Annotated in this window: 13 protein-coding genes; 8 read left to right on the top strand and 5 right to left on the bottom strand. The window is 74.7% G+C overall.

The features are described 5' to 3' along the window. Positions 1-193 precede the first annotated feature (193 nt). Genes MUU72_RS30535 through MUU72_RS30510 form a run of 6 tightly spaced genes read left to right on the top strand, consistent with a single transcriptional unit; the run spans position 194 to position 7,770 of the window. A complete protein-coding gene (locus tag MUU72_RS30535; RefSeq protein WP_248016669.1) occupies positions 194-1,561 on the top strand; it encodes a hydroxymethylglutaryl-CoA lyase-like TIM-barrel protein in 1,368 nt (455 codons plus the stop codon). Then, entirely contained in the window at positions 1,558-2,571 is a 1,014-nt protein-coding gene (locus tag MUU72_RS30530; RefSeq protein ID WP_248016668.1) for an iron-containing redox enzyme family protein, read from the top strand. Before MUU72_RS30535 ends, MUU72_RS30530 begins: the two co-directional genes overlap by 4 nt. After that, the gene (locus tag MUU72_RS30525; protein WP_248016667.1) at positions 2,568-3,806 is read left to right on the top strand and encodes a hypothetical protein; all 1,239 of its coding nucleotides are present in this window, start codon (positions 2,568-2,570) and stop codon (positions 3,804-3,806) included. The genes MUU72_RS30530 and MUU72_RS30525 overlap by 4 nt, the downstream gene beginning before the upstream one ends. Positions 3,807-3,816: 10 nt before the next feature. Beyond that, positions 3,817-5,121 (top strand): ATP-grasp domain-containing protein, encoded by a 1,305-nt coding sequence (locus tag MUU72_RS30520; RefSeq protein WP_248016666.1) that lies wholly within the window; start codon positions 3,817-3,819, stop codon positions 5,119-5,121. Further along, complete coding sequence (locus MUU72_RS30515) at positions 5,118-6,452, top strand: ATP-grasp domain-containing protein (protein WP_248016665.1); 1,335 nt, start codon at positions 5,118-5,120, stop codon at positions 6,450-6,452. Before MUU72_RS30520 ends, MUU72_RS30515 begins: the two co-directional genes overlap by 4 nt. Before the next feature lie 37 nt (positions 6,453-6,489). After that, the gene (locus tag MUU72_RS30510) at positions 6,490-7,770 is read left to right on the top strand and encodes an MFS transporter (protein WP_248016664.1); all 1,281 of its coding nucleotides are present in this window, start codon (positions 6,490-6,492) and stop codon (positions 7,768-7,770) included. A gap of 253 nt (positions 7,771-8,023) precedes the next feature. Here MUU72_RS30510 and MUU72_RS35750 read toward each other — a convergent pair whose 3' ends face one another. The 5 genes from MUU72_RS35750 to MUU72_RS30485 form a co-directional block, all read right to left on the bottom strand. Continuing rightward, on the bottom strand, positions 8,024-10,216 hold the full coding sequence (locus MUU72_RS35750; RefSeq protein ID WP_308403897.1) for a LysM peptidoglycan-binding domain-containing protein: 2,193 nt from the start codon (positions 10,214-10,216) through the stop codon (positions 8,024-8,026). Positions 10,217-10,435: 219 nt separating this feature from the next. Further along, positions 10,436-10,915 carry a hypothetical protein gene (locus MUU72_RS30500; RefSeq protein WP_248016663.1) on the bottom strand — a complete coding sequence of 160 codons (480 nt, stop codon included), beginning with the start codon at positions 10,913-10,915 and terminating at the stop codon, positions 10,436-10,438. A 385-nt stretch (positions 10,916-11,300) separates the two neighbouring features. Then, positions 11,301-13,049: an IclR family transcriptional regulator domain-containing protein gene (locus MUU72_RS35745; protein ID WP_248016662.1), complete on the bottom strand. Its 1,749-nt coding sequence runs from the start codon at positions 13,047-13,049 to the stop codon at positions 11,301-11,303. Positions 13,050-13,054: 5 nt separating this feature from the next. After that, the gene (locus tag MUU72_RS30490) at positions 13,055-13,651 is read right to left on the bottom strand and encodes an RNA polymerase sigma factor (RefSeq protein ID WP_248016661.1); all 597 of its coding nucleotides are present in this window, start codon (positions 13,649-13,651) and stop codon (positions 13,055-13,057) included. Further along, the gene (locus MUU72_RS30485; RefSeq protein WP_248016660.1) at positions 13,645-13,938 is read right to left on the bottom strand and encodes a hypothetical protein; all 294 of its coding nucleotides are present in this window, start codon (positions 13,936-13,938) and stop codon (positions 13,645-13,647) included. Before MUU72_RS30485 ends, MUU72_RS30490 begins: the two co-directional genes overlap by 7 nt. Before the next feature lie 214 nt (positions 13,939-14,152). On the opposite strand from MUU72_RS30485, the gene MUU72_RS30480 reads away from it, so the two are divergent. Together MUU72_RS30480 and MUU72_RS30475 are read left to right on the top strand one after the other, a co-directional pair. Then, the gene (locus tag MUU72_RS30480) at positions 14,153-14,713 is read left to right on the top strand and encodes a DinB family protein (RefSeq protein WP_248016659.1); all 561 of its coding nucleotides are present in this window, start codon (positions 14,153-14,155) and stop codon (positions 14,711-14,713) included. A 280-nt stretch (positions 14,714-14,993) separates the two neighbouring features. Then, positions 14,994-15,425: a cupin domain-containing protein gene (locus tag MUU72_RS30475; RefSeq protein ID WP_248016658.1), complete on the top strand. Its 432-nt coding sequence runs from the start codon at positions 14,994-14,996 to the stop codon at positions 15,423-15,425. The last annotated feature ends 42 nt before the right edge of the window (positions 15,426-15,467 follow it).

The raw sequence follows: 15,467 nt of genomic DNA, 5'->3' as shown, positions 1-15,467 counted from the left end.
CCTGGTGCGCCGGCCCCCCACCGGCGGGCCCGCGGCCGTGAAGGAGCCGTATGCCGGCAAGAGTGGATCTGGTGACCTACATCACACAACGTGAAGACTTGCCCGGAGATTGGGGTGTTGGGAGGATCTCAGCGCTCTTTGCAGGTTGGTTCGAGATCCATGCCTTTGTTCGTTCTTCACGAAGTGAGCACAAATGGCAGACTGTACCAGCTCAAGCACCTTTCACCCCTCGATCGACTTATTCGACGAGACCCTCCGGGAAGGTTCCGAACGCGCCCCGATCGCCGCTTCGATCGAAGCCAAGTGCCGCCTGGCCACCGCCATCACCGCGGCCGGCATACGCACCCTCGTGGTCGGGATGTTCCCCGACGTGCCCCACAACATCGAGCTGCTCAACGCCCTGCTCGACGAGCAGGCGACCGGCGCCCTCCCCCCGGCGACGCGCTTCGTCGTCATCTCCCACCTCGGCCCGCGGATGGAGCAGACGCTCAAGGCGCTCCGCGCCCTCGACCGGGACCTGGGCCGGGTCTGGGTCCTCGCCATCCACGCGGTGTCCGACCAGCAGATCGAGCACCTCTATCCGACGATCCGGGAGCAGGACACCAGCGGGCTCCCCTTCGACCGTGCGGCCTGGGAGGCGCACACCGACGCGGAACGCAAGGCGGCCAACCTCGTCTGGTATCGCGAACAACTCGGCGGGCTGCGGCCCGTAGGGGGACTGGGCGGCTTCATCGCCGGACTGATCGACGCGTTCCGCGCCGAACCCGGACACGTCCGCAACGTCCTGCGGATCGCCCGCGACAGCGGCCTGGACGAGGTCCGCCTGATCGACACCGCGGGCACCTGCACCCCGCAGCAGGCGCGGGAATTCCTCGGCGGACTGGTCGCCGACTTCCCCGGCACCCGCTTCTACGGGCACTTCCACGACGACTTCGGCATGGCGACCGCCAACGCGGTCGTCGGGCTGAGCGTGGGACTGTGCGGCGCCGACGTGTCGGTCGGCGGGTTCGCCAACCGGGCCGGGCACCCGGCGTTGGCCGAGGTCGTCATGGCCCTGCGCCAGCTCCACGACATCCGGCTCCCCGGCTTCCGCACCCAGGACCTGTACGGCCTGAGCCGGCTCGTGGAGCAGACCCACGGACTGCTGGAGGGCCCGGCGCAGGCCGTCACCGGTGTGGTCACCCACGCCGTGCAGAGCGGCATCCGCACCGAACTGCTCAACCGCGCACCGCGGATCTTCGACAACCTCGATCCCGCCGACGTCGGCTCGCGGGAGATCCGGATGTTCGGCGTGCGCAGCGGCCGCGACGGACTGCTGCGCATCATCCGGGAGCACGCCGCGGAGCTGGCCGACGCCGGCATCGAGGCGACGCCGGAGGCCGCCGACCAGCTCTACGACAAGCTGGCCGCCGAGTGGCAGGACCGCAGCGAGCGCGCCAGGACCAGGCTGCTCGACACCATCAGCGCCTACCGCCAGGCGCTCGACGACGCCTTTTTCACCGAGGACGCGGTCATCGACTGGGTCCGCAAGTCCGCACCGTCAACGGGGAGACAGAAGTGACCGACGTCCTGCTGGAGACCAGCCTCAGTTCCTTCGTCCAGTCCTTGGGCGGCGACCCCGCCTCCTCCGCGCTGAACGAGTTGGAGCGGCGCGTCCACGAGGCGGTGGTGCGGGCCTTCCACGACGGCGACCCGGCCGCCGAACTGGAACTGCACCGCTTCCTCTACGAGGTCAACGCGCACCGCCTGCTGCCCCCCTGGTCCGAGCACTGGCGCGACTACGGGCACCCGGTGCTGCTCGCCGCGCACCGCACGGCGCAGGACGCGTGGCTGGCGCGGGACCGTGCCGCGCTCGGCGCGGACCTGGCGGTGCCGGTCACCGCGGAGGAGTTCGCCGCCTGGGCCACCAAGACCTGCGAGGGCCACGCGTCCGGCGTCACCCACCCGCTCTTCGACTTCCTCGCCAACGACGCGACCTTCGACCAGCTGCGCAGCTTCCTCTCGCAGGAAACGCCGTTCGACATCCACTTCGGCGACCTGGTCGCGCTGCTGCTGCCCGGTGTGCACGGCGAGCTGAAGAGCGAACTGGCCGGCAACTTCTGGGACGAGATGGGCCGGGGCAGGACCGACGTCACCCACCGCCGGCTGCGCCTGGCGATGATGGAACGCGTCGGCGTCCCCCTGGACGGCTACCTCACGGACGTGGACGGCTACTGGCTGGAGGAACTCCGCCTGGCCAACCTCTACTTCCAGACCGCCGCCGACCGCCGGCTGGCCCCGCAGGCGGTCGGCATGCTGCTGGCCACCGAACTCGTCGTCCCCGGCCGCATCGACCGCCAGATCGACGGCTGGCGCCGGCTCGGCCTGACCGACCCGGAGATGCACTACCTGCGCGAACACGTCACGGTCGACGTGGAACACGCCCAGGGGTGGCTCGACCACGTCGTGGTCCCGCTCGCCCGCACCCGCCCCGACCTGCTGCCCGAGATCGCCCTCGGGGTGCTGCGGCGGCTCGACGCCGCGCTGGCCGTGTGCGACCGGGCCTGGAACGCGTTGCGACCCACGGCGTGAGCTCCCCCGCCCCGCAGGCCGCGGCCGACGCCGGTCCGCTCCTGGACGTCCTGGTGATCGGCTGCGGCCTGCGGGCCACCGGTCTGCTGACCGCGGCCCCCGCGCTGTTCCGCTACGACCTCGGCATCGTCGACGCGGCGGAACAGCTCGGCGTCGGCTCGTTCCGCCACTACGACATCGAATCGAACTCCAACGGCAGCGACTTCTTCGGCTGGATCGCCCCCGACGGGCCGTTCGGCCCGCTGCTGGCCGAGGAACCGGTCCGCCGGCTGCGCACCGTCCGCGGCCCGTTCCACCTGGGGCTGCTGGCCCAGGCACTGGGCCGCGCGGGCCGGGCGATCGGCGCCATGGTCCCGCCGGACCGGCTGTTCCTCGGCGACGAGGTGGTGGAGGTGGCGCTGCGCACCGGCGGCCCCGTCCGGGTGCGGACCCGGGCGGGGCGGTCGCTGCACGCGGCGACCGTGGTCCTGGCCACCGGTATCCGCGAGCGGCCCAGTCCGGAGCTGCGGCCCTGGCGGGACAAGGTGCTGCTGTCCCGGGCCCTGGTCGCGCCCGGGGCCCGCGAGCGGTGCGCCGAACTGGGCAGCCGGCCCGGCTCGGTGTGCCTGGCCGGTGCGTCGCACAGCGCGTTCTCGGTACTGAACCGGATGCTCGCCCGCCGCCCGCCCGACGGGCCCGGGATCGTGCTGGTGACCCGTTCCCCCGTCAAGATCCACTACCCGGACCGGGCCGCCTACCGCGCCGTGGCCCACACCCCCGCCGAAGCCGTCCCCGACCCGGACCGCGACATCTGCCCGGAGACCGGCAACGTCCACCGCTACTCCGGCCTGCGCAACACCTCCAAGGCACTGTTCCACGCGGTCGCGGCCGGCCGCGTACCGGGCGTGCGGCTGGTGGTGGCGCCCGGCGCGAGCGAGCGGGCGCGCTACTTCGAACGGGCCGGCACCATCGTCCAGTCGACCGGCTACGGCAGCAACCTGCCCGCCCTCACCCGCGACGGCCGGCCCGTCCGGTGCACGACCGCGCGCGGCCTGGTGCGGACCGACGACCGGGGGCGCCTGCTCGCCGCCGGCGACGGTGCCGGCGCCGTCTTCGTCATGGGCATGGACCCCTACCCGTACGACGACAACAGCGTCAATCCGACCAACCAATACGCCCGCCGCGGGAGCCATATACTCGGCCAACTGTCGAAACGGCGGACATATGAGGCCGCCGACCGGTGGCAGCGATGCTGAGGAGCACACGTTGAGCAAACTGGTCTTCGTCGGAACGACCGGTCCCGGGCTTCAGGCACTGGAGTACGCCGGAAGAGCGGGGCACCGCACCGTCCTGCTCCACTCCCCGCGCCACGACTTCTTCCTCACCGACGCCCAGCGCGCCAGGGCCCGCGAACTGGCGGATCACGTAGTGGAGTTGGCAGACCTGCGGGACCCGGCCACCGTGCTCGACGCGCTGCGGGCGGCGGGCACCGACCCGGCCGGGATCGATGGCGTCCTCACCGCCCTGCACTTCAGCATCGTGCCCACCGCCCGGCTGGCCCGGGCCCTCGGCGTACCGGGCTGCGACCCGGACGCCGTGCTGGCCGCCAAGGACAAGGCCCGCTGCCGCGCGCTCCTGGACGCGGCGGGCCTGCCCAACCTCGCGCACGCGGTGGGCCGGGGCCGGGACGAGGTGCTCGCCGCGGCCGAACGCCTCGGATACCCGGTGATCGTCAAGCCCGCGACCGGCGTCGGCAAGGTCAGCACCGCCCTCGCCCGCTCCGCGGCCGACATCCAGGCGCTCTTCGCCGCCGCCGAGGACGCCGCCCGCACCGTCGACCCCGAAGTGGCCGCCGAACTCGACGGCCGCTTCATCGTCGAAGAGGTCGCGGTCGGCCCGCTGTACTCCGTCGAAGTCGCCTCCGACGGGCGGACGTTCACCCCGCTGGTCGTGGTGCGCCGCAAGACCGGCCGCGACAACCCCGTCCTGGAGCTGGGCTCGACCGTACCCTGCGGCCTGCCCGCCGCGCAGGAACACGAGGTCGGCGACTACGCGGTCCGGGTCTGCCGGGCCCTCGGTCTCGGCGTCGGCCTCTTCCACGTGGAGGTCATCGGCACCGCGCACGGCCCCCGGCTGATCGAGGTGAACCCCCGGGTGTCGGGCGGCGCCATCCCCGACCTCGTCACCGCGGCCACCGGCCGCAACCTCTTCGAGGTCCTGGTCGACCTGCACGTCGGCCGGCCGGCGCCCGCCGCACCGTTCCCCCCGATCGCCGGCGCCTCGCACTCCTTCCTCACCGCGGCCCGGGACTGCACCGTGCGCACCGACCTGCCGGACGACTGGTTCGAAGCGCTCCGGCCCCGCATCCACTCCGGCTGGACCTCGGTGCGGCCGGGGGACCGGCTGCGCCGGATGGACGGCAACTTCGACACCTACGGAGTGGTCCGGGTCGTCGCCGAGGACGCCGGGACCGCCGAGCGCACCTGCGCCGGGCTGATGGCCGAGGTGGAGAAGACCCTCGGCATCCCGTTGACGCCCGTGGCGGACCCCTCCGAAAGGACCGTGCGATGAACCCCGACACCACCGTCTTACTCGTCGGTGCCAACGACGAGATGGTGCACAAGGCCCGCCGACTCGGCCTGCACGTCCTGCTGTTGCAGCACCCCACCAAGATCACCGAAGCGCAGCGTGCGCTGGCCGACGCCGTCCACATCCTGGACTACACGGACTGGTCCCTGCTGGCCCCCCTCGTCAGCACCCTGTACCGGGAACCGGGCTTCGCCGTCGCGATGTCGCTGACCGAAGCCGGCCTGGAAGCGGCCGGCCGCGTCAACGACCTGCTGGGACTGGGCGGCACCGGCCACGCGGTGGCCCGCCGGTTCCGCGACAAGTGGGCCATGCGCCGCCACCTGGCCGCCCACGACCCGTCCGCCGTCGGGGCCGCACCGCTCACCGGGCGCGACGACCTCGACTCCTTCGGCCGCCGCCACGGCTACCCCTTCATTGTCAAACCCCTCGACGCCACCGCCAGCTTCGGGGTGTTCCGGGTCGACGGCCCGGCGGACACCGCACGCGTCTGGGCCGCGGTCGAGCGCCTGCGCGGCACCCGCACGGACCGCGGATCCATGCCGTTCCCCATCGAGGACTTCCTGATGGAGGAGTATCTGGACGGCCCCGAGTTCAGCGTCGAGTCCTTCAGCTTCCACGGCCGCCACGTCATCGTCGCGCTCACCGAGAAGTTCGTCGACCCGGACACCTTCACCGAACTGGGCCATGCCGTGCCGGCCCGGCTGGACGAGGCCGTGGCGGCGGAGATACGCGCAGCCACCAGCCGGTTCCTGGACCTGATCGGCATCGCGGACGGGGTGTGCCACACCGAGATCAGGCTCGGCAGCCGCGGGCCCGCGGTGATCGAGAGCCACAACCGGATCGGCGGCGACGCCATCCCCGACCTGGTCCGCGGCGCCTACGGCATCGACCTGACCAGCTATGCCCTCGGCTGGCCGTTCGGCCTGGTCCCCGAACTGCCGGACCATCCCCCGGCACACGCCGGGGCCGGCACCCGCTTCCTGGTCGGCGTTCCGGGCCGGGTCGAATCCGTCGGCGGTCTCGACGCGGCCCGGGCCAGGGACGGCGTCCTGGCCGTCTCGCTCACGGCCCGGCCCGGCGACCCGGTCCGCGCCCCGCGGGACAACTGGGACCGGCTCGGCCTGATCGCCGTCACCGGCCGCGACACCACCGACGCCCTCCACCGGGCCGCCGAGATCGCCCGGGACTGCCTCGCCGTGCGCATCACCGCCGACGACGGGACCAGCCACCTCGCCGAGGTCGCCGAGATCGCCGTCACGGCCGAGCCGGCCGGGGCCGAGGGCGCCGGACACGCCACGGGGGCCACCGCATGACACCGCGCACACCCAGGACCCGTAGGGGAGCGGACGCGTGACCCTCACCGAGCGCCTCGACCGCCCCACCCAGGTGCGCTACATGCTCGGCATGGTGGTCGACACCGTCGGCAGCGGTATGTACCTGCCGGTCTCCCTGCTCTTCTTCCACCACACCACCGGCCTGCCGGTCACCCGGGTGGGCGTCATCATCAGCACCGCGGCCGTCCTCGGCCTGGTCGGCTCCCCCCTCGCGGGGCTGCTCGTCGACCGCTACGGCGCGCGCTCCGTCCTCGTCGGGGTGTACGGGGTGCGGGCCGTCGGCTTCGCCGTCTACCCCCTGGTCCACCACCAGGCCCCGATGTTCCTGGCCGTGACGCTCGTCGCGCTCGGCGACGCCTCGTTCCCCCCGGCGATGCAGGCGTTCGTCGCCGAGATCACCGGGGGAGCGGGCCGCGACCGGCTCATCGCGGCCCAACGCAGCCTGCGAAACGCCGGGTTGGGGATCGGCGGCCTGATCGTCGGCACCGCCCTCGGGGCGGGCAGCGACGCCGCCTACCAGGCGGTGGTCCTGGCGGCCGGGGGCGCGTTCCTCGTCGCCGGTGTGCTGATCCGGACGATCCCGGTGTCCCGGACGGCCGGCCGCGCCCGCGCCCACGGCGGCTTCCGCACCGTCTTCCGCAACCGCCCGTTCCTCACGCTGACGGCCGTGAACGTCCCGACGGCATTCGGCTACACCGTGCTGTCGGTGAGCCTGCCGGTCTACCTCACCCAGAAGCTGGGCGCTCCCGACTCGCTGGCGGGCGTGCTGTACGCCGTCAACACCGTGGGCATAGCGGCCCTCCAGGTTCCGGTCACCCGGGTGCTCGCCCGCCGGCGCCGGACCCGCTCGGCGGCGCTCGGCGGCGCGGTGTTCTCCCTGTCGTTCCTGGGCTTCGCCGCCCTCGGCGCGGTACCGGAAGGCGGCACGCTCCTCATCGGGGTGTTCACCGCGACCGTCCTGTTCACCCTCGGGGAGCTCCTGCACGGCGCGGCCGCGTCCGCGCTGGCGGCCAGCGCCGCCCCGGAACCGACCCGCGGCCGCCACCTCGCCGTCTACCAGCTCTCCTGGTCCGTCCCGACCGCCCTCGCCCCCGCGGTGCTCACGGCCCTGCTCGAACTGTCCCCGACCGCCCTGTGGTTGGTCCTCGCGGCGGGCGTCGGCTGCTCGGCCCTGGCCATGATCCGCCTGGAGACGAGGCTCCCCGCCCACGCCGTCCACCCCCTCCCGCCCCCCGGACCTCACCCGGCGCCCCAGCACCCCACCGGGCCGGCGGCGGAGGGCGCGAGCGCGTCGTAGCCGACGCGAGCCGTGGCGGGCCGCACCGGGCCCCGGCCCGGCCGGAGCCCGTCCCCGTCACGGCTCGCCGATCGGCGGCTGGCGGGCCGGGAACTCCTCGAACGCCGCTGCCCGCTGGGGCCCGGGCACCGCTGGCGCGTCGAGGTGGCCGCCCGTTCGAGCCACGTGGGTCCGGGGCGTACCGGCGCATCCGCGACGATCTGCACCTCTTCCGTGCCGCCGCACGCTACCCGGGCGGGTCCGGGGCGCCGGCTCAGGGGAGGAGGAGGTGCTGCCCGGGGCGGATCCGGTCGGGGTCGGTGCCGATGGCGTGCGCGTTGGTGCGGTAGAGGCGGTCCCAGGTGGTGCCGTGGGCGGCGGCGATGGCGCTGAGGGTGTCGCCGGGGCGGACGAGGTGGTCGCCGGGCTGCGCGGCGCGGGGGGCCCGGTCCGGCGCCGGATCGGTGGGGGGCTGCTGGGGGCACAGCTGGCCGGGGGCGGCTGCGGGACGTACCGGCAGCGGCGTCAGGGGGGTGCACACCGGGGTGGCCGCGCCGACGAGTTGGACCAGGCCCACGCCGCCGGTGGGGGGCAGGAGCTTGGACCAGTTGTTGGCCAGCCAGACATTGCCCGAGGGGTCGATCTGCACCGCGGTCAGGTGCTGGATCGCCTTGTGGCGGAAGCCGCGGTCGGGGGAGAGGACGGTGCCGGTGGTGGTGCCGGGCGGGCAGGCGGCGGTGTTCTCCCCGCACAGCAGGGAGACCGAGGCGTTGCCGAAGCCGGCGACCCAGATCCGGTCGGACCCGTCGACCGCGATCGACCAGGGGAAGACGGTCTTCGGGAGCTGGTGGACGCCGGCCACCGAGCCGTCGGGGCGCAGTTCGGTGACGGTGCTGTTGAAGAAGCTGGGGATCCAGGCATTGCCGTGCGAGTCCAGGGCGAGCGCCAACGGCCCTTGCAGCGAAGGCACCTTGAGGGTGGCCTGGCGCTTGAAGTCCGGCCCGAAGACGGTGACGCTGCCGCCGATCTCGCCGAGCCGGCCGGCCTTGCGGGAATCCAGGAGCTGCCCGAAGTCCATGTGGCTGTTGGTGACCCACGCCCGGCCGCGGCCGTCGATCTGGAGGCCGAAGGGGTGGTTGAGGCCGCTGCTGGTGAGGGTGAACGCCCCGGCGGGATCGCCGTGGGGGTAGACCACGACGCTGCCCAGGCCCGGTTTCCCCTTCAGACCGAAGGAGTTGGCGATCCACAGGTTGCCGCGCTGGTCGACGGCGACCCCCTGCGGGCGGACCAGTCCGCCGTTCTTCCACCCGGACGGGGGCGAGAGTGGCGTGCCGGTGGCCGAGTACTTCGCCATGGCGTTGCCGCCGTAGCTGGGCGCCCACACCGCACCGCCGTGGTCGATGGCCAGGCCCCAGGCCCCGCCGTGCATGCCGCCGCCGCTGAGGGGACTGCCGAAGACGGGGCGGCCGGTGGGGTCCAGGACGCTGACGTAGCGGCTGGGCGCGCGGGTGCCCGGCAGCCAGTTGTCGGTCGCCCAGGCGTTGCCGCGGGCGTCGAAGGCGATGCGACCGGGGGCGTACAGGTCGGTGTCGGTGTAGCGCAGGGCCAGCAACCAGGCTTCGGGGGGCGCGGTGAGCGCGGGGGAGTGGTGGCCGGCGGTCCGGGACAGGGCGTACAGGCCGGAGGGCGACAGGGTCGGGTGGTGGGCCAGGGCCAGCAGGGCCTGCACCGTGTCCGCCGGGGTGGCGCCGCCGGGCGGGGTGGCCAGGCGCAGCAGCCGCTCGCAGTGCGGGCCGTCCGCGGCGCACACGGAGACGAGGTCGGCCAGGGTCCCGAGCGTGGCCAGGGTCTCGTTGCGGGCGCCGTTGGCGGCGTCGGTGACCTTCGGGCCGGCCGTGCCCGTCGCCGGGTCGGCGAGGTTGCGGGAGGTCGCCGCGGCGTTCTCCAGCCCGGGGGCGGGCCCGGCCACTTCGCGGCCGCCGTCGAACTGGGCCAGGGCGTACGTGGCCGCCACGGTGGTGAGTTCGTTGACCCGCACCTGGTTCAGGGTCCACGGCCGGACGGCGCCGCCGGACCCGCTCCCGACCACCGCCCGCAGGCGCATCCGGCGCCCGCTCGTGGCCTCCACGTACAGCACTCCGCGGGCGGGCGGGGCGTACCGGATGCGGAAGGACCCGGACGCGTCGGTGCGGGCCCGGCCCAGTTCCCTGCTGCCCTCGCGCGAGCCCACCCACAACCGCACCTGCGCCCCGCGCAGCGGCTGCCCCACGCCGGTGATCACGCCGTGCACCGCCCCGTCCGAGGGGGCGCCCGGCGCCGCGCCCGAGGGGGCGGCGGCCGACGTCAGGGCGAGGGCCGCCGACGCGGCGGCGACGGTGGCGCAGACCGCCGGCACCGGACCGGCCCGCCAGGGCCGGCGGCGCCGGGAGGAGCGGACTGCGGGGCGGGCTATGCCGGACCTGGTCATGGCGGAAGGGCCTTTCACTGAGGCGGGGGCTGCACTGAGGCGGCGGCTTCACTGGGGCTTCACGGGGGGTGCACCGGGGCGCGGCGGTGCCGCCGGGACCGGCCGTCACCGCCGGAGCGGACGGGTGCCGCGCCTCTCGGCTCCACCCCACCAACCCGCCCGGACCAGCGCAAAGGCTGCTGGGCCGTCCGGGACCGCGCCGCCCCCGGACGGCCCAGCTCAGCCGGCCGGCTGCTCCCGTTCCCGGCGCGCACCGGGGTCGGTCTCCGGCGTGCGCAGGGTGAACCACCCGATCCGGGTCCCGAACAGCCAGATCACGCCCAGGTACAGGCCCGGGCCCACCTGGCGGATCTCGTCGCGTACGCCGCGGGCGACCAGCGAGGTGCGCGAGTAGTCGATGACGATGCACTCCCGCTCGTCCAGCAGGCTCGGGCCGGGAGCCACCCGGGCCACCACCGCCAGCACGTCGAACGGCCCGAGCCGGTTGCTCAGATAGCCGCCCTCGGGGCTGAACACCTTGCCCCGCCAGGCAGCCAGCCGGATCAGCGCCGCGACCGGCCGCACCAGGCCGGTACCGGCGCCCAGGATCGCGGTGCCCTCCATCGGCCCACGGGGCACCTCACCGGCCGGGCCGGCGCGGAACACCTCCTCCAGCCGGTCGTTGCCGGCCGTCAGCAGCTCGCTCTCGGTGAATGACACGGTCAACCTCCAGCAGTCGGCACGGGACCTCCGCCGCTCCGCCCCGGCCCGCCGCGCCTCGGCGGCCCCGCGACGCGGCCCTGGCCCGGGCGAGCGGTCAGCTTCACCATGAACGCCCCCGCCCCGCCCCACCACCCCGGTACGGCCGAACAGCGAAGCCGCCCGGCAACGGCACGGCCCGCCCGGTGGCCGGGCGGTGGGCGGTCGGCCCGGGCGCCGCGCCGCCCGTGCGGACCACCCGCTTCGGGTGCCTTGCCGACCGGCGCGCGGGCCCCTCGCTCCGGGTGCCGCGCTGCCGGACGCACCAACTGGCTGGCGATTCCTGCCGGTTGACGAACGGGCGGTCCGGTGGCCTCCGTCCCGCGGTGCGGGACGGAGGCGCGGGTCACCGCTGGGTCGCCGGTACCCGGGGCGGGGCCGGGCCGGTTTCCGGCGCCGGGGCGGGGCCGGTCCCGTCCGGGGCCGCTGCCGGGGTTGCCGGGGGCGGCGGGCGACGGGTGGTGGTTTCGCCGGTCAGCATCAGGGCCATCAGCAGCCCCGCGGAGCGTTCGCTGAGCGCGCGTGCGGCCGGCAGCAGTCGGTGCCGCCGGCCGGTGGGCAGGGACAGCGCCACGGAGCGGGCCTGGCCCGGGATGCCCAGCGGGAACGCGGCGCACACCTCGTGGTCGGAGTACTCCAGCAGGTCGAACTGGGCGGCGTACGGGCCGTGTCCGTCCAGCGCGTCGAAGAGCGCGCGGGGATTGGTGATGGTGCGGCTGGTGAGCTTGATGGGGCGGTAGCGGGCCAGGTGGCTCATACGGCCGTCGAAGTCGAGTTGGGCCAGCAGGCTCTTGCCGACCGCGCTGGCGTGGGCCGCGTCGCGGAAGGCGACCCACTCCCGCACCGCGGGCGCCAGGGGGCCGTGGGCGGTGTGCAGGACGGTGACGTCACCGTCGGAGTAGTCGCTGACGTAGACGGCCGCGCCGAGGTGGTCGCGGAGCCCGGTCAGGGTCTGCCGGAGCAGTTGGGCCCGCTGTTCGGGACGGCGGGTCAACTCCATCAGCGGGCCGGGGAAGTGGGCGCCGGCGACCGTGGAGATCAGCTGCTGCCCCCGCAGCCAGTGGAGCAACCAGGCCACCGGTCCCGGGGCCAGGCCGCTGCGGCGGGCCAGGGAACGGGTGGTGACGCCGCCCTCGGCCGCGTCGACGAGGTAGAGGATGTCGAGCGCCCGGGCCGCGGCCTTCCACTGCTGTGGGGTGTCCGCGTAGGTCAGTGTCTTGCGGGCCATCTCGGTGAGGACGGCCGGCCGGAGCGCATTGGGCGACCACCACGGCTCGGGCCCGCAGGCGTCCGCGGGGGCGGCGACCACGGGCCCCGGCTGCCCGGCGGGCAGCGGCAGCAGCAGACCGTCACCGGAGGGTGCCGCGGGGCTGCCGGCGTCCTGGGGGCGTACGCCGGGGGGCCAGGAGGCCGCGGGGTGTCCGGTCCGCGGCCAGCGGCCGTCCGGGTGCCCCGGTCCGGGCACCTTCCCGAGCCGCGGTGCCGGCACCGGAACGAGCCGACCGGCCGCCGGCGGCTTTGGGCCGTCCGGGGGCGTCGCGGCAGGGTGCCGCACCTCGCCGTCCCGGTCGGCGGTCCCGCGGGGCGCCGCTGCCGGTGGTGCCGGGGGCGGCGCCAGGCCCCGGCGGACTTCGTCGATGAACTGCGGGTCCTCGATCACCGGGGAGCCGAGCCCGGCATCGCCCCCCGCCGCACTCGCCAGCAGCGCACGGGCATCGCCGTGGCCGTGCCGTGCGGCCTCCGCCACCAGGAACCGCACGTGCTCGGCGCCCGGCCCGCCGGCGCGCGCGGCGAGCGCGGCCATCCGGAACAGCGCCCCGGGGTGGCCCGCCTCGGCCGCCGCGCCCAGCCAGTCCGCCGCGGCGGCCAACTCCTCGCGCGCCAGCGCCCTGGAGCCCAGCCGGTACCAGGAGTTGGCGTCCTGCCGGGCCTCGGCCGTCAGCACGTAGGCAGCGGTCAGCGGGCCGAAGTCGCCGCACGGCCGGTCCCAGAAGTCAGGCGGACCGTCGAGCCGGGCCAGCAACGCCGCGAGCCCGGCCGGGACCACCGGCTCCGGGCGCCCCGTCCCGCCGCCGTGGCCGTCGTACCTGCTCACATCCCTCACCTGTCCCTCACCCCGTGCTGCTGCTTGCGGTGCCCGTCCCGAATATGCCCGGCGAGCATGCTCCTCAGCTGTGCGACGGCTTTGTTCCGCAGATTGTGCAGACGGCGCGCGGGGATGCCGAGCGCGGCCGCGATCTCCGCGTCGTCCAGTCCCTGACTCTGGAGGTCCACCACCTTCCGCCGCAGGCTCGCCGGCAGTTCCTTGATCGCCGGCCGCACCAAGTCCTCCAGCACCCGATCCTCCCCAGTCGGTTCCCGCCGCTCGGGCACTGCGTCAAAAGCGCCACTGACCAGCGACGTCAGTCGATTCCCCCGCTCCGACCGAAAGCGGTCGACCGCCAGATTGCGGGCCGTCCGCCCCAGGTACGCCATGACGTTCGTCTCCGGTGCCAGCCCGCCGTCCGCGGCCTTCGACCCCACCCGGAGGAACGCCTCCTGCGCCGGGTCCTGGCACGCGGCCAGCGACAGGGAGGGGAACTGCCGCCGCAGCGCGAGCGGCTGGCGGGCCATGAAGTCCGGGTAGCAGTCCAGCAGCCGCTGCGCCACCTCCCCGCCGAGGACCGCCGCCTCCCCGGGCAGGCCGTCCCTTACCACGGACCCCGCTCCTCACCCGCCGGACCGCCCGGGAGGGCGGTGACGGTCACCACGACGTGCACCGGCACCCCCGCCGGCCCCCCGGTGGCCACCCGCACCTCCCGCCGGCCGGCGGCGCACCGGCACCCGCGCCCGCGCCCGCGCCCCAGCGGACCGTCCGCCGCGGGGGCCCGCGGGGGCCCTTCGGCGGGGAAGCGGCCCCGGCAGCGGCGCAGCAGGACGCCCAGCGCGTGCAGTGCGCTCACGGCGGCCGGGAGGTATCCGGTCCATTCCGGGGGCTGGATCATGTAGGGGTTCTCCCTCTGTCGGGCAGGGACGCGGGCTGCGTCCTCGCCCCCTCTACGCAGCCCGGCGCCCACTTCTCCCCCGGCGCCCCCGCCGTTCAGCCGAACGAGTGACCCGGCGTCCGGTGCCCGGCGCTCCGCGTCCCGGGTGGCGCCACCGGGCGCGCCGCACGAAAAGCCCTTGCCCGCCGGACCGTCGTTCACCATGATGCGGACGATGAACGACATACCCGAGCGGTGGAGTGGGGCGCACGTCTACCCCGATATGTGGGCCGATCCCGACGAGGATCCCCGTAACAGCGGCGGCCCCAGTCCGGACGGCGAACTGGCCACGTTGCAGGACTACTTGGCGGACTACCGGCTGACCCTGCGGATGAAGTGCGAGGGGCTGGACGCGGAGCAGCTGGCGCGCCGGTCGGTACCGCCCTCGACCATGTCCCTGCTGGGACTGGTCCGCCACCTCGCCGAGGTGGAGCGGGACTGGCGCAACTGGATCGTGCCGGGCGACCCGGCACCGGCGCTGTACGGCAAGCCGGACGGCGACTTCGACGGGGCCGCCGCGGACCAGGCGCTGGTCGAGGGCGCCTTCGCCGACCTCGTCCGCGAACAGGCCGCGACCGACGCGGCGCTGGCCGCCCATCCGGATCCCGGCGCACGGGTGGGACGGCACGGCAGCTCCGTCCGGGAGCTGTGGATCCACCGCGTCGAGGAGTACGCCCGCCACTGCGGCCACGCCGACCTGCTGCGCGAACGCATCGACGGCCGGGTGGGGCAGTAGGGCGCGCGCCCGCCCCGGCCGCTTCTCCGAGCGGGCCGCGGTGGGGCGGCCGCGGCTGGTGGCGCTGCCGGCCGGGCAGCGCTCGCTGCTGCCCGGCCCGCCCGGTACGGCGGAGTCCCCAGGTGGCGGGCGGGCGCCCCTGCTCCCGCCCGCTCTGCTCCCGCCCGTCGTGCGGAAGGCCGCCTTCCGGATTGCTGTAACAGCAAAGGGAGTTGCCGCCGGACGGCGGCCTGGCGCAGTCTGCGGTCACCAAGGCGAAAGAGGAACCGGAGGCACCACGATGACCAGGCAGGAAAGCGGCGGGAGCACACCGGGCGCCGGCGGCACGGCGCCGCGGAACAACCGCGTCCACCACGTCCGGGCCGGTGAGCTGGACGGCTACGCGGCGATCAGCGGCGGCACGGTCGGCTCCGAGAAGCTCTGGATGGGCCTGGTGGAGAACCCGCCGCTGAGCGCGACGGACAACCACCACCACGGCGACTCGGAGGCGGGCGTCTACGTGGTCAGCGGCCACCCCGTCTTCGTCTACCACGACGGCACCCAGGAGGTGCGGATCGCCGCCGGGCCCGGTGACTTCTTCCTCGTCCCCCCGTTCGTCCCGCACCGGGAGGAGAACCCCGACCCGGACGAGCCCGCGGTCGTGGTGATCGCCCGGACCACCCAGGAGCCGATCAAGGTCTCCGTGCCCGAGCTGTACCACCTAGATGAGTGAGTCCGATGTTTGTGCTGGCCGCGACCATGGCGAAGGGCGCCC

This window comes from Streptomyces rhizoryzae, from assembly GCF_023155275.1.
GTDB lineage: Bacteria > Actinomycetota > Actinomycetes > Streptomycetales > Streptomycetaceae > Streptomyces > Streptomyces rhizoryzae.
This window is presented reverse-complemented; position numbering and strand designations above follow the sequence as displayed.

Coding starts and splice junctions, on each gene's coding strand:
- MUU72_RS30485 (WP_248016660.1), bottom strand. CDS start 13,938: ATGATCCAGCCCCCGGAATGGACCGGATACCTCCCGGCCGCCGTGAGC.
- MUU72_RS30535 (WP_248016669.1), top strand. CDS start 194: ATGGCAGACTGTACCAGCTCAAGCACCTTTCACCCCTCGATCGACTTA.
- MUU72_RS30480 (WP_248016659.1), top strand. CDS start 14,153: ATGAACGACATACCCGAGCGGTGGAGTGGGGCGCACGTCTACCCCGAT.
- MUU72_RS30515 (WP_248016665.1), top strand. CDS start 5,118: ATGAACCCCGACACCACCGTCTTACTCGTCGGTGCCAACGACGAGATG.
- MUU72_RS35750 (WP_308403897.1), bottom strand. CDS start 10,216: ATGACCAGGTCCGGCATAGCCCGCCCCGCAGTCCGCTCCTCCCGGCGC.
- MUU72_RS30475 (WP_248016658.1), top strand. CDS start 14,994: ATGACCAGGCAGGAAAGCGGCGGGAGCACACCGGGCGCCGGCGGCACG.